The organism is Paraburkholderia haematera (assembly GCF_905220975.1).
GTDB classification, from domain to species: domain Bacteria; phylum Pseudomonadota; class Gammaproteobacteria; order Burkholderiales; family Burkholderiaceae; genus Paraburkholderia; species Paraburkholderia haematera.
The window spans coordinates 48,989-74,578 of sequence record NZ_CAJNBK010000013.1 but is presented as its reverse complement, the minus strand read 5'-3'; the positions used below and the strand labels follow the sequence as shown (position 1 = coordinate 74,578).

The 25,590-nt window shown below is 63.3% G+C and carries 21 protein-coding genes; 6 read left to right on the top strand and 15 right to left on the bottom strand.

The features are described 5' to 3' along the window. Window positions 1-59 precede the first annotated feature (59 nt). From KHO23_RS21675 to KHO23_RS21665, 3 genes are all read right to left on the bottom strand, one after another. Entirely contained in the window at window positions 60-1,238 is a 1,179-nt protein-coding gene (locus KHO23_RS21675; protein WP_211613287.1) for a tetratricopeptide repeat protein, read from the bottom strand. A 161-nt stretch (window positions 1,239-1,399) separates the two neighbouring features. After that, window positions 1,400-2,080: a PspA/IM30 family protein gene (locus KHO23_RS21670; RefSeq protein WP_211613286.1), complete on the bottom strand. Its 681-nt coding sequence runs from the start codon at window positions 2,078-2,080 to the stop codon at window positions 1,400-1,402. A 458-nt stretch (window positions 2,081-2,538) separates the two neighbouring features. Continuing rightward, window positions 2,539-3,153: a hypothetical protein gene (locus tag KHO23_RS21665; RefSeq protein ID WP_211613285.1), complete on the bottom strand. Its 615-nt coding sequence runs from the start codon at window positions 3,151-3,153 to the stop codon at window positions 2,539-2,541. Window positions 3,154-3,604: 451 nt separating this feature from the next. Between KHO23_RS21665 and KHO23_RS21660 the strand changes: the two genes are divergently transcribed. Beyond that, window positions 3,605-6,106 carry a penicillin-binding protein 1A gene (locus KHO23_RS21660; RefSeq protein WP_211613284.1) on the top strand — a complete coding sequence of 834 codons (2,502 nt, stop codon included), beginning with the start codon at window positions 3,605-3,607 and terminating at the stop codon, window positions 6,104-6,106. A gap of 430 nt (window positions 6,107-6,536) precedes the next feature. Beyond that, window positions 6,537-7,415 (top strand): lipid A biosynthesis lauroyl acyltransferase, encoded by an 879-nt coding sequence (locus tag KHO23_RS21655; protein WP_211613283.1) that lies wholly within the window; start codon window positions 6,537-6,539, stop codon window positions 7,413-7,415. Window positions 7,416-8,011: 596 nt separating this feature from the next. On the opposite strand, the gene KHO23_RS21650 is transcribed toward KHO23_RS21655, so the two are convergent. Genes KHO23_RS21650 through KHO23_RS21640 form a run of 3 tightly spaced genes read right to left on the bottom strand, consistent with a single transcriptional unit; the run spans window position 8,012 to window position 13,846 of the window. Beyond that, window positions 8,012-9,526, bottom strand: coding sequence for an efflux transporter outer membrane subunit (locus tag KHO23_RS21650; protein ID WP_211613282.1), 1,515 nt, complete (start codon window positions 9,524-9,526; stop codon window positions 8,012-8,014). 4 nt (window positions 9,527-9,530) lie between these two features. Continuing rightward, window positions 9,531-12,653: an efflux RND transporter permease subunit gene (locus KHO23_RS21645; RefSeq protein WP_211613281.1), complete on the bottom strand. Its 3,123-nt coding sequence runs from the start codon at window positions 12,651-12,653 to the stop codon at window positions 9,531-9,533. Next, entirely contained in the window at window positions 12,650-13,846 is a 1,197-nt protein-coding gene (locus tag KHO23_RS21640; protein ID WP_211613280.1) for an efflux RND transporter periplasmic adaptor subunit, read from the bottom strand. Before KHO23_RS21640 ends, KHO23_RS21645 begins: the two co-directional genes overlap by 4 nt. Window positions 13,847-14,065: 219 nt before the next feature. Between KHO23_RS21640 and KHO23_RS21635 the strand changes: the two genes are divergently transcribed. Beyond that, complete coding sequence (locus tag KHO23_RS21635; protein ID WP_211613279.1) at window positions 14,066-14,683, top strand: TetR/AcrR family transcriptional regulator; 618 nt, start codon at window positions 14,066-14,068, stop codon at window positions 14,681-14,683. A 30-nt stretch (window positions 14,684-14,713) separates the two neighbouring features. Here the strand turns inward: KHO23_RS21635 and KHO23_RS21630 are convergent, their stop codons facing one another. Further along, window positions 14,714-14,926: a hypothetical protein gene (locus tag KHO23_RS21630; protein WP_172170743.1), complete on the bottom strand. Its 213-nt coding sequence runs from the start codon at window positions 14,924-14,926 to the stop codon at window positions 14,714-14,716. Window positions 14,927-15,203: 277 nt separating this feature from the next. Between KHO23_RS21630 and KHO23_RS21625 the strand changes: the two genes are divergently transcribed. Beyond that, a complete protein-coding gene (locus KHO23_RS21625; RefSeq protein WP_211613278.1) occupies window positions 15,204-16,271 on the top strand; it encodes a LysR family transcriptional regulator in 1,068 nt (355 codons plus the stop codon). A gap of 147 nt (window positions 16,272-16,418) precedes the next feature. Continuing rightward, window positions 16,419-16,859, top strand: a complete 441-nt coding sequence (locus KHO23_RS21620) for a GNAT family N-acetyltransferase (protein WP_211613277.1) — start codon at window positions 16,419-16,421, stop codon at window positions 16,857-16,859. Between the two features lie 6 nt (window positions 16,860-16,865). Here the strand turns inward: KHO23_RS21620 and KHO23_RS21615 are convergent, their stop codons facing one another. The 8 genes from KHO23_RS21615 to KHO23_RS21580 all read right to left on the bottom strand — a co-directional run bounded on the left by KHO23_RS21615 (window position 16,866) and on the right by KHO23_RS21580 (window position 24,430). Then, window positions 16,866-17,255, bottom strand: a complete 390-nt coding sequence (locus KHO23_RS21615) for a cupin domain-containing protein (RefSeq protein WP_211613276.1) — start codon at window positions 17,253-17,255, stop codon at window positions 16,866-16,868. Window positions 17,256-17,352: 97 nt separating this feature from the next. Then, complete coding sequence (locus KHO23_RS21610) at window positions 17,353-18,258, bottom strand: AraC family transcriptional regulator (protein ID WP_211613275.1); 906 nt, start codon at window positions 18,256-18,258, stop codon at window positions 17,353-17,355. After that, window positions 18,255-18,485: a DUF2795 domain-containing protein gene (locus tag KHO23_RS21605; RefSeq protein WP_211613274.1), complete on the bottom strand. Its 231-nt coding sequence runs from the start codon at window positions 18,483-18,485 to the stop codon at window positions 18,255-18,257. Before KHO23_RS21605 ends, KHO23_RS21610 begins: the two co-directional genes overlap by 4 nt. Before the next feature lie 23 nt (window positions 18,486-18,508). After that, entirely contained in the window at window positions 18,509-18,763 is a 255-nt protein-coding gene (locus KHO23_RS21600; RefSeq protein WP_211613273.1) for a hypothetical protein, read from the bottom strand. Window positions 18,764-19,055: 292 nt separating this feature from the next. Next, window positions 19,056-20,393 (bottom strand): C45 family autoproteolytic acyltransferase/hydolase, encoded by a 1,338-nt coding sequence (locus tag KHO23_RS21595; protein WP_211613272.1) that lies wholly within the window; start codon window positions 20,391-20,393, stop codon window positions 19,056-19,058. A gap of 216 nt (window positions 20,394-20,609) precedes the next feature. Next, window positions 20,610-22,343 carry a ClcB-like voltage-gated chloride channel protein gene (locus KHO23_RS21590; protein ID WP_211613271.1) on the bottom strand — a complete coding sequence of 578 codons (1,734 nt, stop codon included), beginning with the start codon at window positions 22,341-22,343 and terminating at the stop codon, window positions 20,610-20,612. A 112-nt stretch (window positions 22,344-22,455) separates the two neighbouring features. After that, on the bottom strand, window positions 22,456-23,193 hold the full coding sequence (locus tag KHO23_RS21585) for a glutathione S-transferase (protein WP_211613270.1): 738 nt from the start codon (window positions 23,191-23,193) through the stop codon (window positions 22,456-22,458). A gap of 145 nt (window positions 23,194-23,338) precedes the next feature. Continuing rightward, entirely contained in the window at window positions 23,339-24,430 is a 1,092-nt protein-coding gene (locus KHO23_RS21580) for a YeiH family protein (RefSeq protein ID WP_211613269.1), read from the bottom strand. 120 nt (window positions 24,431-24,550) lie between these two features. Here KHO23_RS21580 and KHO23_RS21575 point away from each other — a divergent pair, with 120 nt between their 5' ends. Further along, window positions 24,551-25,471, top strand: a complete 921-nt coding sequence (locus KHO23_RS21575) for a LysR family transcriptional regulator (protein ID WP_211613268.1) — start codon at window positions 24,551-24,553, stop codon at window positions 25,469-25,471. The last annotated feature ends 119 nt before the right edge of the window (window positions 25,472-25,590 follow it).

Here is a 25,590-nt window from a genome sequence, read left to right as displayed (position 1 = left end):
GCAGCCTGATTGTTCAGCGTTTGATTAGCTGCATCTCAAGCAAATTAGTGCTGCGTTGCTCAGGTATCGCTCCAGCCGCCGGAGTCGTCGTTACTGCCCAGGTCGACGCCACCGCCGCTGTTGTCGCTCCAGTCGTTCGAGCCCTGGCCGAAGTCGAGGCCGCCGCCGTTGCCGCCGTCACCGCCTCGGCGGCGCGCTTCGTCATCGACGATAACCTCGCGCTCCACGACGCGATCACGCCCGGAATTCAGTGCCTCGCCGAGCAGCACGCCGGTCAGCAGACCGCCCATGCCGCCGCCGAAACCGCCACCACCTTGTTGCACGATAACCTGCGGCTGCTGCTGCGGATAGGGCGCCTGCGGCGGGTTGCCGAAACGCTCGGCTTCCTGCGCATAAGGCGATTGCTGCGTGGCGGCTGCCGGTGCGGCATACGGATCGGGACGCCCCTCGGCGCGCGCGCGCATGCTGCCGATTCGTTGCTCCAGTTCGTCGAGCTGATACGGCGGCACCGGATTCTTGCTGTTCGACAGGGTTTCGACGAGGCCGCGCAATTGCTCTTCGGTCGATTCGACTTCCTTCTCCAGCGCCTCATGACCTGGCAAGGTGGAGAGCTTCACGTCGAGCTTCAACGAGCGCACGGCGTTGAGCATCTCGGTTGCGCGCTTGAGCTGCACACGACGATCGTCCTCGGCGCGCGAATCGTCTTGCGAGCGGGCGCGACGCAATGTCCAGCGCAGCACCAGCGCGATCACGCCGATCAGCACCAGGATGCCGACCCACATGCCGATGCCAGGACCGTGCCGTTGCGGCGCTTGCGGGATCATCGCCGACTGCTGCTGCACGGTCGGCGAATTCTGCTGCACGAACGGATTGGCCGCGCGAGTGGTGGTGTTGCCGCCGGCGGCGCCGGCACGTTCCGCGTTCTTGCGGATCCGCGCTTCGGTTTGCGCGAAGCGGGTCGGGTCGGTGAAGCGGATTTGCGGGTCGAGCGTCTTGGCCTGTTGCACCTGGGCGAGGGCGTCGGCAGAACGGCCTTCGCGATCGAGCACCTGGCTGTACAGATAGTGCGCGCGCGCATTGTTCGGATGCGCCTGCAGCACTTCGCTCAAACCGGCGTCAGCCTGCTGCCAGTTGCCTTGCGCCATGGCGGATTCGATCTGCTGGACCGTCGGCACAGCGAACGCCGCGGCAGACACGAACATCAGTGAGGCGAATGCGCTTGCGAGAAATTTTTTCATTTACGGACCGGGTGCGGTGCACCCGTCTCCTTCAGTCGATTCCGGTGGCCGGCACTCCGGCGGCCGGCGCTCCGGTGGCCGGCACTCCGGCGGCCGGCGCTCCGGTGGCCCGGCAGACCGGCTGCGCTTGTCGCGGCAGCCGGTCTTCACTGCTGACACAATTACTGGGCAGGCGTGTTGATCTGCTTCTTCAACGCTTCGAGACGATCTTCGACGGACGGGCCGCGGCTCAGATCCGCGAGCTTGTCGTCGAGCGCCTTGCCGCTCTTCACGTCGGCCGTATTCAGGCGCGCGTCGGAACGGGCATTCGACAACGCAACCTTGTCTTCCAGCTTCTGGAAATCTTCGGACAGATTCTTGCCGCCGATACCGCCCAGCGCGGTGGCTGCGACATCTTTAGCCTGGGCGATCTGCTGCTTGGCTTGCAGAATGTTCGAGCGCGCGTTCAGGTCGTTACGACGCGTACGCATGTCGTCGATCTGGCTCTTCAATTGATCAACCGACGGCTCCAGCGTGGTCAGTTCTCTCGCCAGCGCATCGCGCTCGGCTTCGGCCGTGGCTTGCGCACCGAGGGCTTCGCGCGCGAGCGCTTCGTCGCCGGATTGCAGCGCGCGCTTCGCGCCGTCTTCGTATTTCTTGGCCTTGTCGGCGGCAACGTCGCGCTTGCTTTGCTGCGTGGCGACTTGCGCCTGAATCTCGATCAGCGAGTTCTCGGCTTTAGCGATGCTCTCGTCGAGTTCGCGCACGATCTGGCGCGAATCGCGCGACGGGTCTTGCACGGAATCGGCTGCGTCGTTCAGGAGACCTTTAAGCGTGCGCGAAATGCTGTCAAAAAGCGACATGAAAACCTCCAAAGAATGAAATCGGCGCTGAATAATTCCCACGCGCTTTAACTGCTTTCAAATGCTACTTTACGCCGCTGCGCGAGAAGCTGCGCAACGTTCGGACCGGATTTAGGGGCGCGTTCGCCAATTGCAATAGCGGCGCCGTAAATTTACGTTTTTGAAACTGAATTGCAAACAGCGTTTTGCAAACAGCCTCGGCAGTTAAAACGCGCGGTGCATCATTCAGCCGCTCGCGGATATTACACCACGCATACTCTTAAAACCGTCTTAAAGGGCGCGATGACGCGATTGCCCGCTTTGAGCGCGGCGGGCATCCGAGCGCGAGTGTCCGCGCGACGGGTGTCGCGCATGTGAACAGGCGAGGCACGTGGGGGGTGTGCCTGCGCTTTGGCCGCCGTACTTCGATGCAAGTCGATGCGCGGCGGCCCACGCCGTTTGGCCGCGCAGCATTCGATTCAGGCGAAGCGGCCGCCTTCCGTGCTCGGATCGCTTTGCGGATCGTCCTCGTCCCGCGCGGCGCCGGCGCGCGGGCGCTTCAACACGTTGCGCAATGGCGCTTCCACATCGCCCGGTTTCGGCGCCGAGTCCGCAATGGACGCTGCTTTGGCAGCGGCGACGCGCGCCACGGCTTCGGCTGCCGCAGCGGCTTCTATTTCCTCGGCGGTAGCGGTGAGCGCGGCCATGACACCGGCCGGCAGCAATGGCCCTGGGCTCGCACCCGCAGGTGTGCCCAGCAATGCATCCGCTTGCGATGCGGCCGCGCTTTGCGCCGGTGCGGGGGCTTCGTTATCACCGTGGGTTTGCAAGGCCGGCGGGAGCGCCGCCCGGGCATGGCGCGTGCCGCGCGCGACACGCTGCAGCGCCGCGTCGAGCGCATCCGGCGCGCGCGGCGCACGCAACCGGTCGACGATGCTGGCCGCCTTCACCTGCTCGCTGGTGGCACCGAAGCTCAACACCGCGCGGCGCATCAGTTCGCTGACACTAATGCCCAGGTCTTCGGCGGTGGCGGCTATCGCGCGTTTCTGCGCGGCCGTGACAAATACGACGATGCGTTCGCTGGGCTTGTTCATGGTCGGCTCGCATACTTGTTAGCATTGGCGGTTCAAGGCGTGTATTTGGTGTACGCCGTCGCGCGCGCCGGTGACGACTCGCGCGCCGAGTCCATCATATGACGAGTTGCACCGATGCGGAACGGGCGCGACATGAAAATCCCGTGACATCAAGGAGTTGTAGCGTTTCCGGCGGGCTTGTCCACAGGCCTTTCAACATTTTCTGGGGATAACCCCGGCAGGCGGCGCCGGGCACTTGTCTGACTGCCGCGATCTACTGTCGCGACATCACACGAAGGGAATTCTTACAAAAAAACTGTCTTGGACGGCGCTTGATTTCTTTAAAATGCGCTGTTACGTTGCGCCGGACGATGCTCTGGGCGTGCCGTGCGGCCGCCCGGGGGCGTAAGGGCCGCGCGGTGCTTTGCGCCTCATGCAGCCCGCTTGCAGTGACGCGCCCACTATTCCAGTCATGCCAATCATCAAACGACCGCATTCTTCAAATTCTCCGGCCGGTGAAGACCGGAACGCCTACCACCGCACTCCAGGACGCAACGCTGCTTCGCGCGACGCCGAGGCCGGCCGCCGGTCGATCGGTGGGGCCATCGCCATCTGGTTCGTCGGCCTGCTGGCCACTGTCGCCGTGGTGGGCGCGCTGATCGTCGGTTACGCGCTCGTGGTCATGGGGCCGCAATTGCCGTCGCTCGACGCGTTGACCGACTATCGCCCGAAGGTGCCGTTGCGCGTCTACACCGCGGATCACGTGTTGATCGGCGAGTTCGGCGAAGAACGGCGCAGCATCGTGCGCTTCCAGGACATTCCCGATCAGATGAAGAAGGCGGTGCTCGCGATCGAGGACTATCGCTTCTACGAGCACGGCGGCGTGGACTTCGTCGGCATTTTGCGCGCGGGTATTTCCGACATCACGCATGGCGGCGCCTCGCAGGGGGCGAGCACGATCACCATGCAGGTGGCGCGTAACTTCTTCCTCTCGAGCGAGAAGACCTACACGCGCAAGATTTACGAAATGATGCTGGCGTACAAGATCGAGCGCGCGATGACCAAGGATCAGATCCTTGAGGTCTACATGAACCAGATTTATCTGGGCGAGCGCTCGTACGGTTTTGCCGCGGCCGCACGCGTGTATTTCGGCAAGGATCTGAAAGACATCACGCTGGCTGAAGCCGCGATGCTGGCGGGCTTGCCGAAGGCGCCGTCCGCCTACAACCCGGTGGTCAATCCGAAGCGCGCGAAGATTCGTCAGGAATACATTCTGAAGCGCATGCTCGAACTGAAATACATCAGCCAGGATCAGTACGACCAGGCCGTCAAGGAAGAGATTCACACCAAAAATTCTGGTAACGAATACAGCGTGCATGCCGAGTACATCGCCGAAATGGTTCGCCAGATGATGTACGCGCAGTACAAGGATGAAACCTATACGCGCGGCCTGAACGTCACCACCACGATCGATTCCGCCGACCAGGACGCCGCCTATCGCGCGGTGCGCAAGGGCGTGATGGATTACGAACGGCGCCACGGCTATCGCGGACCGGAAGGCTTCGTGCAACTGCCCGCTCCGGGCGACGACCGCGATCAGACTATCGACGACGCACTCACCGATCACCCCGACAACGGCGAAATCATCGCCGCCGTGGTGACGGACGCGAATCCGAAGCAGGTGAAGGCGCAACTGGTGGACGGCACCGAGGTGACGATCAGCGGTGACGGCCTGCGCTTTGCAGCGGGCGCGCTCTCCGCGCGCGCGGCGGCCGCCACGAAGATCAAGCCAGGCTCGATCGTGCGCCTCGTTGCCGACCAGAACGGCAACTGGCAGATCACGCAGCTTCCGCAAGTGGAAGGCGCCCTGGTTTCGCTCACTCCGCAGGACGGCGCGATTCGCGCGCTGGTGGGCGGCTTCGACTTCAACAAGAACAAGTTCAACCACGTCACGCAGGCGTGGCGCCAGCCGGGTTCGAGCTTCAAGCCGTTCATCTATTCGGCCGCGCTCGACAAGGGGATCGGACCGGCCACGATCATCAACGACGCGCCGCTGTACTTCCCGCCGAGCGCGCCGGGCGGCGACGCCTGGGAGCCGAAGGACGACGACCAGCCGGACGGTCCGATGCCGATGCGCCTTGCGTTGCAGAAGTCGAAGAATCTGGTGTCGATCCGCATCCTGTCGTTCATCGGCACCAAGTACGCGCAAGATTTCGTCACGCAGCGTTTCGGTTTCGACGCCGACAAGACTCCGCCGTATCTGCCGCTGGCGCTCGGCGCCGGCCTCGTCACGCCGCTGCAATCGGCGGGCGCCTACTCGGTGTTCGCGAACGGCGGCTACCGCATCAATCCGTATCTGATCAGCGAGGTGACGGATGCACGCGGCGAGCCGCTTTCCAAGGCACAGCCGCTGACTGCCGGCCGCGATGCGCCGCGCACGCTCGAACCGCGTAACGCGTACATCATGAACAGCCTGCTGCATTCGGTGGCCACGGCCGGCACGGGCGCGGGTACCAACGTGCTGCATCGTTCGGACTTGCAGGGCAAGACGGGTACGACCAACGACGCGAAGGACGGCTGGTTCGCCGGTTATCAGCAATCGCTGGTGGCGGTGGCGTGGATGGGTTACGACCAGCCGAAGAGCCTCGGCAGCCGCGAGTTCGGTGCACAGCTCGCGTTGCCGATCTGGGTCGAGTACATGCAGCGCGCGCTGCGCGGCGTGCCGCAAGGCGAGCCCGCGCAGCCGGACGGCGTGACCGCGGTCGACGGCGAACTGTTCTACACCGACATGACGCCGGGCAACGGTTTCGTGGCCAGCATCGGTCTCGATTCGTCGAATCCGACTGCCGGCGCGAGCGACGCGGTGGGCGGCGTGGGGCCGGCGGGTATGACACCGCCAGCGGTGCCGCCGCCGAGCGTCTCGTCGAATGAAAAGAAGCAGATCATGGATCTGTTCGAGACGAACAAGCCTTGATATCCCCAATCCCCAAAGGGGACTTCCTTCGGGGAGCCAGCCAGGGGCGTAACGAGTGTGTGCGGCTTGTCCAGGCCGCACACGCAAGTTTCTGAAAGGGCAGGGAAATCGCTGCCTGGCGCGGATGGGGCAGCGCTATTCGGGTAAGCCCCGCCAGCAGTTTTTGTGCCCACCTTCCGCGGTGTGTTTTAATCACGTCTGTGGCGCTTTTATAATATTGAGTCCATATTGGGTCTTATAGGGACGCTCGAGTCCTAAGAGGTATCAGCCTCCAGCGCCGTGTTGTCTCGCCTCGAGCGAGGCAGCCACCTTCGAAAGTCGCGCCGCGCAAGACCCGTTTGACGCGCGCGCTTGCCACTTCGCCCGTGGCAACTATCAGGTTGCCGCGGCCGGCGTGTTTGTCATCTAGCATCCACCGGGTTTTTACCGCGTGAAAAGTCGAATTCTCATCTGTCTGATGACAGCTCTGCTGCGTGCGTTTGCCTTCCTGCCGTACGGCGTTGTCGCGCGTATCGGCACTGGCATCGGTGCGTTGTTGTACCGGATTCCCAGCGCGCGCCGGCGCGTCGTGCATACCAATCTGAAGCTATGTTTTCCCGACATGAGCGACGAGGCGCGTGAACGCCTCGCGCGCGCGCATTTCGGTCATGTGATCCGCAGCTATGTCGAGCGCGGTCCGCAATGGTTCGGCAATGCGCAGGCGCTGGCGCGTCTTGTCGAAGTGGAGAGTGCGATTGATCTCAACGATATGGAAGGCAAGCCGACGATTTTTGTCGGCTTCCATTTTGTCGGCATCGAAGCGGGTTGCATGATGTATTCGACGCGGCATCCGGTTGCGTCGCTGTATACGCCGATGTCGAATCTTTTGCTCGATGCGATGGCCAAGCGGCAACGGGCGCGTTTCGGCACGGAGATGATTCCGCGTAGCGATAGTGTGCGGAAGGCTTTGCGTGCCTTGCGTGATGGTACGCCGGTGATGCTGGCTGCCGATATGGATTTTGGGCTACGGGATTCGGTGTTTGTGCCGTTTTTTGGCGTGCCGGCTTGCACGCTGACTTCTGTTTCGCGGATGGCCAAGGCCGGCAATGCGCGGGTGGTGCCGTTTGTGACTGAAGTGTTGCCGGATTATCGTGGCTATAAGCTCACCATTTTTGATGCGCTAAGCGATTTTCCTTCGGATGATGTGACGGTTGACGCACGGCGGATTACCGAGTTCCTCGAGACGCAAGTGCGACGGATTCCTGATCAATATTATTGGGTGCATAAGCGGTTTAAGAATCGGCCTGTGGGGGAGGCTGGGGTTTATTGATCGGGGTTTTTTGCGCGTGGCGCTTGGGGGGCTGTGTTTTTATGGTGTTGGCCTTTCCTTGTTTTGTTAGTGGTCTATTTGCGTTGCCCCTGTGCGGGGCGGCACCTACTTTTCTTTGCCTGCCGCAAAGAAAAGTAGGCAAAAGAAAGCGGCTCAAACCGCTAATTTTTAAGCGGGTCCCCCGCGCAGCCACGGTAGTGGTGCATCTGGAATCCGTGTTCTCGCGCACTCCGCGTCAGTGACAAAGGCGTCATTCTTCCGGCGGCGCTGCGCGCGCCGAGGCGGTACCTCACATGGCCATTCGCTGTGGGCTGCGTCCGTAATATCTACGTCCGATTCCGTTGCGCATTCAACGACTTACGGTGGATGTCCAGGTGTTATCAACACGCCTCTCCACAAAATCTGTGGATAACGTCTCTCCCCCGCAATACGCCCATCCCCGCAAACTGCCCGGTCGATCACCCCTGCGTTCGCCCGCACCGCAAGCAACAAACCGATCCGCATCAAGCACTTAAGCGCGTAGCCCCGGAGTTATCAACAGCCCTGTCAACATAAACTGGGGATAACTCCGCTGCCGTCAGTACGGAATCCCAGGTTTAGTTGGATACCCCCACGCTCGACGCTGGAACCGCCGATGCCGATGCCGTCGCGGAGGGTCCCGGCTCCAATGGCGGATTTCCCATCGCCTGGAATAAGGCCGCAGTGTCCGTCAGCCGCGCGCTCGTGTAACGGATCTCGTCAAGCTGCGCGTTGCGGAACTGCTGCTCACTCGTCCGTGTCGACGCAATCGGTAACGCACCCAGCCGGTACCGTCCCGATGTCTCGTCAAATATTCCTTGCGCCGAGCGCGCGGCAATGCTCGCCGCGTCGAGCGATTGCGTGTCGTGCTGCAACGCTGCAAGTGTATCGGCGACGTTCTGGAACGCGGTCAGCACAGTCTGCTTGTACTGCGAAACCGTGGCGTCGTAGGTGTCGACCGCCGCGCGGCGCTGTGCGAACAGGGCGCCGCCGTGAAACAGCGGTTGCGACAGCGACGCGCCAAGGCTCCAGATGGCCCCGGCGCCGGATAGCGCCACCGGCCAGCTAAAGCCGCCTTGGCCCATCGATGCACTCAGCGAAAGACTCGGGAACATCTGCGCGGTCGCGACGCCGACGTCGGCCGCCGCGGCCTTCAGGGCGGCGTCCGCTGCCTGGATGTCGGGCCGGGTGCGTAGCAGCTCGGATGGCACTACGACGGGCACCTGCTCAGGCACGTGCAGTTGCGCAAGATCGAGGTCGTCCGGGGCCGTGTCCGGGGTGCGGCCGAGCAGTACCGCCAGGGCATGGCGCGTCGTCAGCCATTGCTGCTTCAAACCCGGCAAACTCGCGGACAGACTCGCCGCACTTTGTTGCGCGCTCAACTGATCGGCGTGCGAGACGGCGCCCAGGAGGTAGCGCCGTTGTGTGTCGCGCGCCTGATCGTTGGCAAGCGTCACGAGCCGCTCGGTCGTGTCGATCTGTGCATGCAATGCCGCACTCGTGATCGTCGCCGTCACGATGTTGGCAGCCAGCGCGCGGCGCGCGGCATCGAACTGATAGGCCTGCACATTCACGCGAGCCGCGAGCGCGGTATCGGCGAGACGCGAGGCGCCGAACAGGTCGAGCGTATAGTGCGCCTGCAATTGACCGACGAAGATGTTGTACAGGAACGTATTCGGACCGGCCTCGGGGATCGCCAGCGCACGATTGCGGGTGGCCTGGCCGCCGGCGTCGATGGTCGGCAGCAGCGAACTGCCAATCTGCGCGCGCAGTTGCTCGCGCGCCGCGGCGAGGCTCCTGTCGGTCGCGGCAAGCGTCGGGCTGTTGCGCAAGCCTTCGTCGACCAGCGCATTCAGCGCCTCCGATTGATAAAGCTTCCACCATTCGGGCACGGGCTTCGCGCCGACCACGAATTGCTGGGTGACGCCTTGTGCGGGCACGGTCTGCGCCGGCTGCGCTTCGGCGCCGTAGTGGGCCGGTTGCGGCATCGCGGGCGGCTCGCCGCTCGGGCCGAACGAGCAGGCGGCGAGGGCCAGTGCGGCGCCGCTGAGCAGCGTGAGACGCAGGTGCAGAGGGAATGCAAAGGTAGCCATGATCTCAGTTCCCCGAATGCGTCGTGCCGGGCGGCGGCGGTGGTTCGCGCTCGTCGTCGCGCACTCTGAACGACATTGCGTACAGGGCCGGCAGATAGAACAGCGTGAGAATGGTCGCGCTCGTAATGCCACCCATCAGCGCGGTTGCCATCGGGCCGAAAAAGTTCGAGCGCAACAGCGGAATCAGCGCGAGCACGGCGGCCGCCGCGGTGAGCGTGATGGGCCGGAAGCGCCGCACCGTCGCGCCGACGATCGCGTCGAAGCGCTTGTATCCCGCAGCGATGTCCTGCTCGATCTGATCGACGAGAATCACGGAGTTGCGCATGATGATGCCGAACATGGCAATTACGCCGAGCATCGCGACAAAACCGAATGGCTGGCCGAAAAGAAGCAGGGTCAGCACCACGCCGATCAGGCCGAGCGGCGCGGTCAGCACCACCAACAGCACCCGCGCGAAACTCTGCAACTGGATCATCAGGAGCACCAGCACGGCGATGATCATGATCGGCATCTGTGCGTTGATCGACGTTTGCCCCTTGCCGCTTTCCTCGACCGACCCGCCGATTTCGATCCGGTAGCCCACCGGCAGCGCGGCGCGAATCTGGCTCAATGCCTTATCGACGGCATGTGTCACGTCGATCCCTTGCGCGCCCGGCGCGACGTCGGACTGCACGGTGATGGTGGGCTGGCGGTCGCGTTCCCAGATCACGCCGTATTCGAGGTCGTTGCGCAGATGACCGAGCGTGCCGAGCGGCACGGGACCGTTCGGCGTCGGCATCGCCAGCGTGATCAGCTTCGCGGGGTCGACGCGTTCCGCTTTGGGTGCGCGCAGGTCGACGCTGATCAGCTTGTCGCGCTCGCGATACTGCGTGACGGTGTAGCCGGAGAGCGTCATGGCGAGGAAACTCGACACGTCCTCAGATGTCACGCCGAGTTCGCGTGCTTTCTTCTGGTCGACTTCGAAGCGCACCGAGCGCTCGGCAGGCTCGTCCCAGTCGAACTGGACGTTGCGGGTGCCGCGGTCGGCGCGCAGGGTCGCGGCGACGCGCTCGGCGATCGAACGCACGGTGGCAATATCGTCTCCGCTCACGCGGAACTGCACGGGATAGCCGACCGGCGGCCCATTCTCGAGGCGCGACAGGCGTGTGCGGATCGCCGGAAAGTTATTACGCAATTCCGGTTCGAGCCATTGCGCGAGCTTCTCGCGATCTTTCACGGATTTGGCCGTGATGACGAACTGCGCGAAATTCGGCTGCGGCAATTGCTGATCGAGCGGGAGATAGAAACGCGGCGCACCGGTGCCGACGAAGTCCACCGTATGATCGATTTCCGGGCGGCCCACCAGCGCTTTTTCCAATCGCTCTGCCTGGCGCAGCGTCGCATCGTACGAAGCGCCTTCGGGCAAGCGCACATCCACCAGCAACTCGGGACGGTCCGAGCTCGGGAAGAATTGCTGTGGCACCAGCGTGAAGCCTGCCATGGCCAGAATGAACAGTCCGACGGTGATGGCCAGCACGACAAAACGCCGCTCGATGCACCAGCCGATCCAGCCACGCAGCCGCTTGTAGAAGCGGGTGTCGTAGATGTCGTGTTCGTGATCTTCCGCTTCGTGTTCCTGACGTTTGCGCTCCGGCAGCATGTGATAGCCGAGCAGTGGAATCAGCACCACGGCCGCGAACCACGACGCGATCAGCGCGATCGCCGACACTTCGAAGATCGAGCGTGTGTATTCGCCGGTGCTCGACTTCGCCAGCGCAATCGGCAGGAAACCGGAGACGGTGACGAGCGTTCCGGTCAGCATCGGAAAGGCGGTACTGGTGTACGCAAAGGCGGCGGCGCGCGTGCGGCTCCAGCCTTGCTCCAGTTTCACCGACATCATCTCGACCGCGATGATCGCGTCGTCCACCAATAGCCCCAACGCGAGCACCAGCGTGCCCAGCGAGACCTTGTGCAACCCGATGTCGAACAGATACATGCACAGCGCCGTGACGGCGAGCACGACAGGTATCGAGATCACGACCACCATGCCGGTGCGCACGCCCAATGACAGCAGGCTGACCACCAGCACGATCGCAATCGCTTCAGCGACGGCTTCGAGAAAATCGTCGACCGAACGCGCGACCGCGTTCGGCATGCTCGATACTTCGACCAGTTGCAAGCCCGCCGGCAGGTAGGCCCGCAGTTTGACCGTTTCCTGATCGAGCGCTTTGCCCAGACGAATCACGTCGCCACCCGGCTGCATGGTGATGCCGATGCCGAGCACCGCCTTGCCGCCCGAGCGCATTTGCGTGGCGACCGGATCGTCGTAACCGCGCTTGATGGTCGCGATGTCGCCGAGACGGAACGAGCGGTTGTTGATGCGGATCAGCGTGTCGGCGAGCGCATTGACGTCCTTGAACTGGCCGGTGGGGCGCACGAACACGCGGTCGTCGGTGGTGGTCAGCGTGCCCGCGGGCGAGACGCTGTTCTGCGAATTGATGGCCTGGCCGAGTTGCTGCGGCGAGATGCCAAGGCGCGTGAGTTGCGTGTTGGTGATCTCGATGTAGATGTGCTGATCCGGATCGCCGAAATAATCGACCTTGCCGACGCCGGGCACGCGCAGCAACACCGTGCGCAACTGGTCCGCGTAATCGTGCAGTTGCGCGGCGGAAAAACCGTCACCTTCGAGCGTGTAGATATTGGTGTAGACGTCGCCGAATTCGTCGTTGAAAAATGGACCTTGAATGCCCGGCGGCAAGGTCGCCGCGATATCGCCGACTTTCTTGCGCACCTGATACCAGGTTTCGGGCACGTCCTTGACCGGTGCCGAGTCCTTCATCGAGAAGAACATCAGCGATTCGCCGGGGCGCGAGTAACTGCGCACGAAATCGATGGCGGGCGTTTCCTGCAATTTCCGGCCGATACGGTCGGTGACCTGCTCCTGGACCTGGCGCGCGGTCGCGCCCGGCCAGAAGGTGCGGATCACCATGACGCGGAACGTGAAAGGCGGGTCTTCAGATTGGGCGAGACGGGTATAGGCGAGAATGCCGAACGCGGTTGCGAGCGCGATCAGGAAGACGACCAGCGCCTGATGGCGCAGCGCCCATGCGGACAGGTTGAAGCGTCCTTCTTCATGCGTATTGCTCATGAAGCGAAGTCCTCGGGATGCAACGGCGGGATCACGTGGACTTTTTCGCCGGCGGTCACGGTATGCACGCCTTGCAGCACGACGCGTTCACCATTTTTGAGCCCCTGGCCGATCACGATCGTGCGCTCGTTATAGCGGATGACCGTCACGCGGCGCAGTTCTAGCGTACCGACGCCCGGCGCATTGTCCGCGGGACGCACGACCCACACAGCCGGCTGCGTGCCGTCGTGGAACAGGGCGGTGGCAGGCACGGTGAAGGAACTGCTCTCGCCCGTAGCCGAGTTCGCATCCGAGTTGCCGGAGGAGTCCGAAGGCGAAGCTGCGGCGAGCGCGATGTCGGCGGTCATGCCGAGACGCACGTCCGGGCCGGCATTGTCGAGCGTGAGCTTGGCGCGATACGTGCGGCTTTGCGGATCGGCGGCGGGCGACAGTTCGCGCACGCGCGCGGTAAAGCTGCGGCCCGGCAGCGCGGCCAGCGTGACCTTTGCGGTCTGCCCGATCGAGAGCGCGGCTAGCGCGCTTTCCGGCACGTCGCAGACCACGTCGATATCGCCGCTCCACGCGAGGTTGTAGACGGCCTGACCGGCGGACACATTCTGACCGGTGTCGGCCTGTTCGGCGGTAATCACGCCGGCGTGATCGGCAACCAGCGCGGTGTACTGCAACTGGTCTTTCGACAACGCCGCCTGTTGCGCGGCCTGATCGCGCTGCGCGGCGGCAGAGGCGTAGGCGTTGGTGGTCTGTTCAAGCTGCGCGGGCGCGATCAGGTTTTCTTTCGCCTGGGCCTGATCGCGATCGAGTTGCTGCTTCGCATACACGAAACCGTGTTGCGCGGCTTCCAGCTGAGCCTGCGCGCTGGCGGCATTCTTTTGCGCATCCGCCGGATCGAGCCGGGCGACGATCTGCCCATTCTTCACCACGTCACCCAAACGTACGCGCCGTTCGATGATTTTTCCGCCGACGCGAAACGACAGCGGTGTGGAATAGCGCGCCTGCACGTCGCCCGGCAACGATGCCGCGGCCAATGCGCTGCCGTCTGACTGCACGGCAACGGCGACCACCGGACGCGGCGCGGGCGCAGGCGGTTCTTTCTTCGAGCAGGCGGCGAGCGCGACGATACCGGCGAGAGCGAGGGCGAATGCTGCGCGGCGCAAGTGCGCGGGACGGGCATGCGGAAGGAACTGCTGGCGCATCGCAGGCGATGCGGGAAGACCGGGACGCTTCACAATTACCCCAACTGGAGACAGCAAACGAGCACGGCAAGCCGCAGCGGCCCGCCAGCGAAGACGCGTGGGCCGAAACATGCATTTGGCATACGCGTCTGACTTCGAATGGATGGCTGAATTCTAATACACACCTGTATCTGAATGTTGATGTGAATTGGAAATCTTTTCGGTGCTAGACTTGCGCCCATGAAACGGCAACGACTTACACGCGAGCAGAGCAAAGACCAGACGCGCCAGCGTCTGCTCGACGCTGCGCAGGCGATTTTTATGAAGAAAGGCTTTGTCGCGGCGAGTGTCGAAGACATCGCCGGGGCGGCGGGTTATACGCGCGGCGCGTTCTATTCGAACTTCCGCAGCAAGAACGAGTTGTTCCTCGAACTACTGCGGCGCGACCACGAGACCATGCAGGCGGGGCTGCAGGCCATCTTCGAAAGCGCGGCCTCGCGCGAAGAGATGGAAGAGCGCGTGCTGCGTTATTACGGCAGCCTGCATCGCGAGAACAAGTGTTTTCTGCTGTGGGTGGAGGCGAAGCTGCTCGCCGTGCGCGACGGCCGCTTCCGGGTACGCTTCAACGCGTTCCTGCACGAGAAGCTCGAACAGTTGAGCGCGTACATCCGCGAATTTTCGGCGCTGGTCGGCACGCCATTACCGTTGCCGGCAGAGACGTTGGCGATGGGCCTGATGGGGTTGTGCGACGGCGTGCAGTTTTTCTACACGGTCGATCCGCAGAACGTGTCGGGGGAAGTGGCTGAAAAGGTGCTGACGGGGTTTTTCGCGCGCGTGGTGTTCGGGCGCGATGCGTAATACGAATTGCGTAATACCAATGCCGGCGAATCAGCTCGCCGGCAACTGCGCGCAGGCGTCCGCAACCGGCGTGGCGCAGACGAACGAATACTGCCCGCTGTAGCGCAGGACTTCTTCACCCGCGTGCAGGACGACCTTGATGTCCGGGCACCGCTCGTAAGCGATGAAAGCCGAACAGGCCGCGGCGGACCAGCAAACCAGTGAAAACGCGATTTTTTCGAAAAGCTGAAAACGATGTGGCATAGCGATAAATTTCCTTTCGGGCGCTATATTACCAGCATCTAAGGGTTTATACCTACCCAATATCCACAATTCGTCCGCAATTCGTCCACAGTACGCCTCGCAATAGTGTCGCGAGCGCCTCGGGAAACTGACCGGATTGTCATGTTCGGGTCAGGGTTGGGACAGGTCGGATCGATACAATCGAATCGTTGGGCAAACCCGTGCGCACCTTGTCGTTCGGGTCGACACAGGCGGCAGCGTCGCGCCGGCCCGGCTTCACCGAGGCAGGAGTCGTCCCATGAATCAATTGCAGTCGATGCGCGTTTTCGTCAAGGTGGCTGATCTGGGCAGTTTCGTTGGCGCGGCGGGCGCGCTGGATCTTTCCACTGCCGTCGTCACGCGTCACGTCGCGGATCTGGAAGCGCGTCTGCGCGTGCGGCTGCTCAATCGCACGACGCGCCGTCTCTCGCTGACCGAATCCGGCGCGACCTATCTGGAACGCGTGCGCCACATTCTCGACGACCTGGAAGGCGTCGAGCAGATGGTGGTGGCGCGTAATCAGGAACCGGTTGGGACCTTGCGCGTCGTCGCGCCGGTGGTGTTCGGGTTGCACAGCCTCGCGCCGGTGGTGCAGTCGTACGCGGAGCGTTATCCGGACGTGATGCCAGACGTCACGCTGGCGGATCGCCACGTCGATCTGGTGGAGGAGGGTTTCGACGTGGGGATCATGGTGGCGCGGCAGATGCGCAGTGCGAGCATCGTCACGCGGCGTCTGACCACCGGCTATATGACGGTCTGCGCGACACCCGCTTATCTTGAGCAGCACGGCACGCCAACCCGCCCTGAAGATTTGCTGACACATCCGTGTCTGAGCCGGCCTGCCGAGCAGGGTAGCGACGAGAAGGTATTCACCGGACCGGACGGCGAAGTGCGGGTGAGGCCCACCAACGCGATTGCGGCGAACAACACCGAGATGCTGCGGCAGTTTGCCCTGTTGGGCATGGGCGTGGCGATTCTGCCGAGCTATCTGATCGGCCGGGATCTGGCGTCCGGGCGACTCGTGCCCTTGCTGGGCGACTACCATTTGCCGAAGATCGAAATTACGATTGCCTATCCGAGCCGCCTGCATTTGCCGGCGAAGGTGCGCACGTTTATCGACCATCTCGTCGCGCATTTCCAGCAGACCGAAGCTCAATCGCGCGATCCGCGAGCTATGACGCCGGTGCGTTCGGCTGGGCGGTCCCCGGTTGCCGGGGCGCCTGTCTATGCGGACGACCTGCCGGTGTCGGCATTGCCGCCCGTCGAGGGCGCGCGGCCGTTGCGCAAGCCTTCGCGCGGACACGTCGCGGCACCTTCGCCAATTTGACGGAATCGCGGCGCGCCGGCGTCTGACGTGCGCTCCCGCGCGTGTTCGCGCCGTTCAGCACGGGCTTTCACATCCGGGTTATCTTCTTCGGTTCCGAGGGCGGCATCGTCGCGTCAATCCCAGAGAAGATCCGGAGAGCCGAAGCGCATGAACCTGAGTTTTGCCAACACCACGCACGCCGACGTCGATACGCTCGTGAACATCCGTATCGCGGCGATGCGAGAGAGTCTGGAACGCATCGGCCGCTTTGATCCCATTCGGGCGCGTGAACGCTTTGTTGCGTCGTTCGATCCCGGTTTTTGCCGCTTCATTCTGGCCGACGGAGAGCGTGCCGGCTTTGTGCTATTGAGGCACAACGCCGACCATCTGCTACTGGATCATCTGTACGTCGTTCCAACGCAGCAAGGCAGAGGGATCGGCCAGGCCGTGCTGGCCGAACTGTTTGCCGAGGCGGATGCCAAATCGCTGCCGCTCAAAGTGGGCGCGCTGCGCGACAGCGATTCGAATCGCTTTTACCAGCGGCATGGCTTCGTCAAAACGGCCGAAAGCGAGTGGGACATTTACTACGAACGCGAGCCACGAGCGTGACTCGCTTCAAATCCACACGTCGTTCGCCGCCGTGCGTTCGTTGCTTTCTTCGCCGGTGTTCTTGACGCCGCGCGGTTCGATCAGCAATAGCTTGACTTCGCGTTCGGCGTACGGCTTGTGCTCCGTGCCTTTGGGCACCACGAACATTTCTCCTGCTGACAGAAGCACGGATTCATCGCGCATGTCGATGCGCAATTGCCCCTCGAGCACGATGAAGGTTTCGTCGGTGTCGGCATGTTCGTGCCAGACGAAATCGCCTTCGATCCGCACCAGTTTGAACTGGTAGTCGTTCATTTCGGCAACGACGCGCGGCAGCCACTGGTCGTTGATAAGCTGCAGTTTTTCAGCGAAGTTGATGGCGCGGTAAGGACGTTGAATCGCTTGAACGTTGGACATTGCGGTGCTCCTCCTGAGCGGTCAGTTCCAGCCTGGAGCGTAGGGCGTGAGGCGCTGTCGGGTCTTGTACGTTTGTGCGCGCGGCTTCAATGCGGCGCTAGGCCAGGCGGTTCATCGCCTCGTGCATCCCGGTACCGGTACCGGAAGCCGACGGCCCCAGCATCTTCAGCCACTGTGCCGGCGCGACGCCCCATGCGCGCTTGAAATGCCGCGTCATGTGGGCCTGATCGGCGAAGCCGGCTGCCGCCGACGCATCGGCAAGCGATATCCCCTTGACGGCGAGTTCCCGTACGAGATCGAGACGCCGCATGGTCAGATAGCGATGCGGACTGGTGCCGAACAGCGCACGAAAATCCCGTGACAAACTCCAGCGGTCGCGTCCGGCGGCCGCCGCCAGTTCGTCGAGCGTCACGGCGCTATCGAGCGAGCCGAGCATATACTCGCGCGCCCGTTCCGCGGCGAGGTAATCCACCGGACGGCGCGTCGCAGCCGCACCGGCCACGGCGTCGAGCGCGATGGCGAGATCGTAGAGCGCGTCGTCCTGTTCGAGCGAATCGATTGCGCGATCCATGGTGCGCAGCAGACTCTCGGTCGCGGCAAACAGACGCGGGTCGTTCGACAGGCCGCCTTCGAGAAACGGCAGCGGCTTGCCGCCGAGCGCCTGCTGGAACAGCGCCGGATCGACATAGATCATCCGGTAGCGAAAGCCGTCGCGGGTGCCGGCCTGGCCGTCATGTGGCTCATCGGGATGGAGCACCATCGTGCCGCCCGGCAAATTGCTACGCATGCTGCCGCGGTAGCGGAAGCTCTGCACGCCAGCCAGCGTGCGGCCTATCGCATAGGTATCGTGCCGGTGCATGGCATAGCCGGCACGATGAAAGAAGGCTTCGATCCGCTCGATGCCGCCCGTGCCGCCCGAATGCGGCGACCGATGAATCCAGTCGGCAGCGGGCTTCGGATCGGACGAAAGCGAACCCAGCGTTAAGACCCGCTGGCCGCTCATGCGCCCAGACCCGGCCCGTAATTGCCGCCGATCAGGCGCGTGATCGACGTGACGTCGGCGTAATCCTGCTCCGGCAAGCCGTCGAGCATCGACAATACTTCATTGCTCGCGCCGGCTTCGCGCGCGGCGTCGACTAGCGCGTCTTTGTAAGTCGGGAAACTGACTTCGCGCAGAATGTCGGCGATCTGCAAATCGATCGATTCGCCGGGAATAGCCGATGCCGTCATGCAAGTGCTCCCAAGGGCTGTTTTCAGGTCTGCAAGTGCTCGTTCTGGCCCGTGAAGCTTCGCTCCAGATGCCGCGACTTGGGCAGCGCGATGTGTTGCCATTGTTGCGGACGTGTGTCGTCAGTGGCAGCGACGTCCGGCGCTGCTGGAGCGACGGGTGCGGCGTTGGCGCGTTCGGCAAGGCTATTGGCGGCAGTGCCGTCCAGCGCGGTATGAACCGGTGCGGCAAAACACGAGGCCGACAGCGTCACCATGGTCAACAGTGTCGAGGTTTTCATCGCCCGACCTCCTAAGCTCATGCGGCGCTGACAGGGTGAGCAAGCGCTACGCCACCCCCCGCGTCGAAAGGAGGGCGCAACCTACACGCGGCGTTTCCCTATGCGCGCAGCGTATATCTACCATCTTAGATGGCAAACCGTTCGGCCGCGCGCACAAAAGAGACAAAACCTCATTGTAGGTTTCACATGATGGCAGGAAAAAGGCAATGCAGTCGCGAACGATCGTGCAGCATTTATGTTGCGCTGCAGCGGGCTGCTTATAGTCGCTTATAGGCGTTTTTAGGCGCTCCGCCTAGCGCAGCACCTCGAAACGCGTCCATGGCCATGACGGGCGGTCGCGCATATAGCCGTTGAGCCAGTTCCACTGCGGATGGCGCTTCATAAACGCCTGGGCGTCGAACGGCCGGCCGCACGGGTGCCCCCAGCGCGCGGTGAAGGCCATGGCGCGCGCCATGTCGCTATCGACCACCTTGCCGTCGTTGGCGCCCCACGGATTGAACGGCCCATGATCGGTGCCGCCGAAGCGCGCGTCGTCCAGTTCCAGATGCCCGCAGATGGTGCGCGAGCACGGGTTGTCGTTGCGGTCGAGATAGACGTCGTGGTGGTCGGCGATCATCTCTTTCGCGAGTTCGACGTCGATCTTGCCGTGATGCATTTCTTCGAGCTGCATGAAGCGCAGGCGGCGCGCGCCGTTCTTGCGCACGTCCGTATAGTCTTCGCCTTCGCCGATGCATTCCTGGTTGCGGATTTTCAGATCGGTCGCGGTGTTGTAGCCGCTATAGAAGCCGTTTTTCGTACTCTCGAAACCGGAATAGTGCAGCCCGAGTTCATAGCGCGCGATCTCGCCGGTCTTGGTGTCGCCAAGCAGCCAGCTGTTCGCATACCCGCCGTTATTGGCGACCGCGAACATCTCGCACCATTCGCCGATGTTGCCGGCGTATTGCGACGCGCGCCGCGAGCGATAGAACTCCGGCGCACCCGCTGCGTTGTAGCCGGCAAAGTTGGAGATGGTGGTTTCAGTGACCATCAGGCCGGCTTCGGTCACCCAGAAATCGGTGAGGCTGGAGATGCAGCCCGGCAGGCCCTGCATCAGGATGCGGTTGCCGCGATCGGGCACGATGTCGAACACGACGTTGAACGCGTCGCCCGCGGCATAGCGGTCCCACGAGTTGTGCGCCATGACGATGCGGCCGTCCCGGGTGGCATTGCCGGTTGCGATGAACGCGCTGCAGTGATGGCCGCGGCGTCCGCGCCACGGTTTCAGGCCGAGCTGCGGTTGCTGGGTTGCCGCGTGGCTCGGCCACCAGCTTTGCAGCAGATCCATGTAGCCGTTCCAGGCCAGCACTTCGGCGAACGGCAGCTTCGCGCCGTCGGCGACGCCCTGGATTTCGTCGGCGAATTCGGTGTCGAGTTTGTTGGCGAACTGGGATACGGCGGCGTCCACGAAGGTATCGAAGTCTTCGCCGGTGTCCCATTTTGCAAGGTAGCGGGCGGTGCGGATCGCGTTCTGGATTTCAGTGGCGAGCAACTGGCCGTGCTGCTCGCCGCGATCGTACGGCTCGCCTTCGATATGCAGGAAAATCCAGCCCGCCTGGTCGCGGCGCACGGCATCGAGGGACGGTTCGCTCATCTTCGCTCCGATCGAAAAGCGGGCGTCTCGGTGCGCCCGTCCTGGCGTAACGCGCGCTGCGCACAATCGCTGCAGCGGTTTTCCCATTGTAGGGAATCTTCCGCGCTTTGCACGGGCCGGGAAGGCGGTGTTGGTGAGGCGCCGCGCGTTGCCGCGTGGGCCCGGCCAATGACTCAGCGATCAAACGTCCCGGCGCTCGAATGCCTGAACTTTGGCCTAGCGCGTCGGATTCATGCGGAAGTAGGCATCGAGCAGCGAGGTCTTGTACACCACCCCCGCCAGCTTCGGATCCGCAGCGCTTTCGACCACCGGCAGCCGCTCGCCCTGAAACGCCATGAAGTGCTGCAACGCAACGCCGAGCGGCATATCCGGCGTGAGCACGTCGAAATGCGCCTGCAGATAATCCGCGGCTGTTTTCGCGGCGGTGTCGCGCTTGTCGAGCAGATCGGAGGTGATGTCCTTGAGTGCGACCACGCCGAGAAACGCGCCGGACTCGTTGGCCACATACAGATACTTCACCGGATATTCGAGGAACACGCGCGTCATGTCCTGCACGGTCGCGTTCGGTGCCACGACGGTCTCGGCGGGGCGGATCAGCTCGCGCATCTGCGTCGCGCGCAGACGGCTGCGCTCCTGTTCCTCCTGATTGCGGCGCAGCGTGATTTCGTACATCGACGTCTTGCCGATCGCGCGCGACACGAAATATGCGACCACGCACGACAGCATCAGCGGCAGCACCACCTGATAGCTGAGCGTCATTTCGAAGATCATCAGGATCGCCATCAGCGGCGCCTGCGTGGCGCCGGCCAGAAACGCGCCCATGCCGACCATTGCATAAGCGAACGGCGCCGAGGTGCCGTGCGGCCACAACGCGTGCATGCCGAGGCCGAACAGCGAGCCGACCACCGCGCCGACGAAGAGCGTCGGCGTGAACACCCCGCCGATCGCGCCTGAACCCACGGTTGCCGACGTCGCGACGATCTTGAACGCCAGCACGAGGACGAGCGCGCTCCACGTCCACGGTGAATGCAGAATGGAATTGACCACGCTGTAGCCGTTGCCCCACACCTCGGGCGTCCACACCGACAGAATGCCGACGATCAGACCGCCCAGCGCCAGCCGGATGGGCAGCGGCACGGGCAGCTTGCGAAAGTTGGCTTTCGAGAAGTCCATCAGCCGTAGAAACTGCGGCGCGGCCGCACCGCACAGCAGCCCGAGCGCGACGAACAACAGGACTTCGGCACCCGCCACCGGCGGAAACACCGGCATTTCGTACGGTGGCTTGTAGCTGGTGAACTCGCGCATGGTGATGTTGGCGACCACCGCCGAAACCACCACGGGGCCAAAGCTTTCCATCACGATCGAGCCGAGCACGATTTCAGTGACGAAAAACGCGCCGGCAATCGGCGCGCTGTACGCGGAGGTAATCCCGGCTGCCGCGCCGCAGGCGACGAGCAGGCGCAGACGCGGCGGATCGAAATGCACCCAGCGGCCGATCAGCGACGCGGCCAGCGCCGCCAGTTGCACCATCGGACCTTCGCGGCCGATCGAGCCGCCGCTCGAAATCGTGAACAGCGACGACACGCTGCGCCAGAAGCTCAGCTTGACCGGCACCACGCCGTCGCCGATCGCGACCGCTTCCATGTAATCGATGTGATTGCATTTGTCGACGTGACGTTGCGCGATCAGCAAAAAGAAGCCGGCGATCAGGCCGCCCGCTGCGGGCAGCCACACACGCACCGTCCACGGCAAGCCGCGCGCCATTTCGACGAAACTGCCGGACTTGCCGACAACCGCCAGTTGCAGCAACGCAATGCCTTCGCGAAAGGCAATGGTCGCGAAGGCGCCCGCGACGCCGACCACCACCGACCAGACCAGCATCGTATGGGCGTCGGACAGACGGAACAGGGTTTGGGCGCGGGTGCGCAGCTTCAGCAGGAATGAAAGCACGTCGGCAGGAGAGGGTGGGTTGGGTGGATGGAATGCGCGTACGGTAACAGCATCGCGCCCGCTGGCGGAAGCGGGCGCGATGCGCAGTGTTCGCGAAGGCGGGCGGCGCGGATCAAGCCGCCGCCTTGTCGAGTTCCGGGTAGTGCCGGAAGATGCAGGCTTCGTTATGCTCGATGCGCCGGTTGGACTGCAGATAAGCGGCGATGTTCGGCCGCTCGATCACCGCGTCGTGCAACGCCGCGAGGCGTGGATAGTGTTCGCCGAAACGCTTGAGCGCGCGCGGAAACGCGTACAGCAGACCGTCGATCAGCTGGAACATCGACAAGTCGACGTAAGTGAGCGCGTCGCCAACCATGAACGTGTCGCCGGCCGGGTTCTGTTTCAGCACGCGCTCGAAGTACGTCATGAACTTCGGAATGCGGTTGTCGATGAACTCGTGCGCGCGCACTTTGGCTGCGTCTTTCTGGTCTTCGTAATACAGGGCACTGGCGAGCGGATGATGGGTGTCGTGCGCTTCGGTCACCATATCGGCGATCGTCAGTTGCAGCCCGTTGGCGACGTAGCGCAGGCTTTCGTCCGACGGCGCGAGTTTGAGCCTCGGGCCGAGGTAGAGCAGGATGTTGGCGGTCTGCGCGATCACCAGATCGCCGTCTTTCAGAAATGGCGGCGCGAACGGCGGGTAGGGCTCGTTCCTGCTCTTCATCAGCGTCATCATCGCGTTCGTGCCGAGGCCCGCCGACGGCTCGCCGCGCGCCACTTCCACATAGTCCGCACCGGCTTCTTCCAATGCCAGCCGCACGAATTCGCCGCGGCCTTGCAGGCCGTCCCAATAATAAAGTTCCAGACTCATCGATCGGTCCTTATCCCGGTTGCATGAAGAAGTTTGCATGAGCGAACAACGTCGGCAACCAGTATGCCGCGCGTGCGTGCCGGATGGGTCTCCTGAATGCACAAAACCCCGCACGCGGCGGGGTGGGTCGGAAGGCGGGGGCGATTTAGCCGAGCAGGCGCTGGACGGCCCATGTGATACCCAGTCCGCCGGCAATCAACCACACATACAGGATGAAACCGGTGGTCAATGCGCGGGGTCCGGCCTGACGAATCTGCGCAATGCGGGTTTCGATACCGAGCGCGGTCATGGCCATGGTGAGTGCGAAGGTGTCGAGCATGTTCAGCGTGCTGGTCGCGCTTTCCGGCAGGACGTGCAGCGAGTTGATCACGACGAAGGCGAGGAAGCCGAGCGCGAACCAGGGAATCGCCAGCTTGCGCGGAGCGTGGTGCTTGCCGTCTTCGGCCGTGGCGGCGCTGCGCGCCGAGCGGTTGACCCACATGCCGACCACCAGCAGCACCGGCACCAGCAGCATCACGCGGGTCATCTTGACGATGGTCGCGATGTGGGTCGCTTCCGGGCTCACGTTGCTGGCCGCGCCGACCACCTGCGCCACTTCATGAATCGTGCCGCCGAAGAAGAGGCCTGCGCCAACCGTGTCGAGATGCAGCCAGCCCGCCTTGAACAGCACCGGGTAGAGGAACATCGAGAGCGTGCCGAACAGCACCACGCTGCCCACGGCCATGGCGCTCTTATGCGGCTTCGATTGCAGCGTCGATTCGAACGCGAGCACGGCGGCCGCACCGCAGATCGCGCTGCCGGCGGCCGTGAGAAGGGCCGTATCGCGATCGAGTTTCATGATCTTCATGCCGGCCCACGTGCCGATCACCAGCGTGCTCACGACGATCAGCACCGATTCAGCGAGACCGGGCAAGCCGACCTGAGCGATTTCCTGCAGGCTCACGCGCAAGCCGAAAAACGCCACGGCGATGCGCAGAAGTTTGCGCGCCGAGAAGTTGACACCGGCCGCCCAGCTTTCGGGCATGCCGTCGCGCAGTGCGTTGCCGTAAATGGCGCCCGCCACGATGCCGACGATCAGTGGACTCAAACCCAAGCCGGCGATGGCCGGGATCGACGCGATGCGGGTCACGGCAGCGGCAAACAGGGCAACGAAGAGAATGCCGTTGAGCTGGCCACGGGTGGACGACGCCGAAGATCCGGCGGATGCGGCAGAAGCGGTGAGATGTGGCGTGGACATGGCGTAGTGCCTTCCTATGACTGACTTGATTCGATAGCCCTAATCCTAAATTAGATATATCGATATGAAAAATCGTGATTTAGAATGTAAAGTATCAGTTGTGCGGATACTTTGACCACCATGACCCCGGACCAACTTATAACGTTTGCCGCCGTTGCCGAACATCGCAACATCAGCCGGGCGGCTGTGGCGCTGCATTTGTCGCAGCCGGCCGTGTCCGGACAATTGCGGCAGTTACAGGACGAATTCGGCGAGCCGCTTTACCTGCGCGACGGGCGCGGCGTGCGCCTCACGCCCGCCGGCGAGCAACTCGCCAGCTATGCCACCCGGCTTCGGGATACGTGGCGGCAGGCGCATGCGTATCGCGACGCGTTGCGCGGGCTCGAGCAGGGCACCTTGCGCATTGGCGCCAGCACCACGCCGGCGAGTTATCTGCTGCCGTACCTGATTGCCGACTTTCATCGCCGCCATCCCGAGGTGACGCTGCATACCGCCGATGGCAACACCACGGAAATCGTCGGCGCGCTGGGCTCAGTGGATATCGCGATGATCGAAGGGCCGGTCGGCGCGGATCTGCCGCCCGACACCGCGGTGCATGCGTGGCGCGAGGACGAGATTGTCGCGATCATGCCCCGCACGCATCCACTGGCGCAGGCGGCCGGCGCGGATACGGAAGATGGTTTGGGCATCAACGGCGGCCGGGTGGCGCTGGCGGCATTCGGCCCGCATCCGCTGGTCTTGCGCGAAGCGGGCTCGGGCGTGCGGCAGATTGTCGAGCGCGCCTTTGCCCGGGCGGGCGTGCCGATGCGCGTGGCGCTGGAGATTGCCGGGGTCGAGGGCGTCAAGGAAGCGGTGCGGGCGGGCATGGGCATCGGTTTCGTCTCGGCCATGTCGATGCGGCACGAGGACGGCGCGCTATGCCTGTTCTCGCTGGGCCCCGAGCCGCTGACACGGCGGCTGTCGATTCTGGTGCCGCATGCGAGTGCGCCCTCGCGGGTCGTCGAGCAGTTCCTCGCGCTTTGCCTCGCCGATGGAACCTGATCGAGCCGGCCTGGGGATTTCCACTATGGTGCATGACGGCGCGCCCGGCGCACTATTCGGGCATCGCAAGCGCCTCGGCGCTTTTTTTAGAAATGTGTTTGGAACCGGTTCCAATCGCC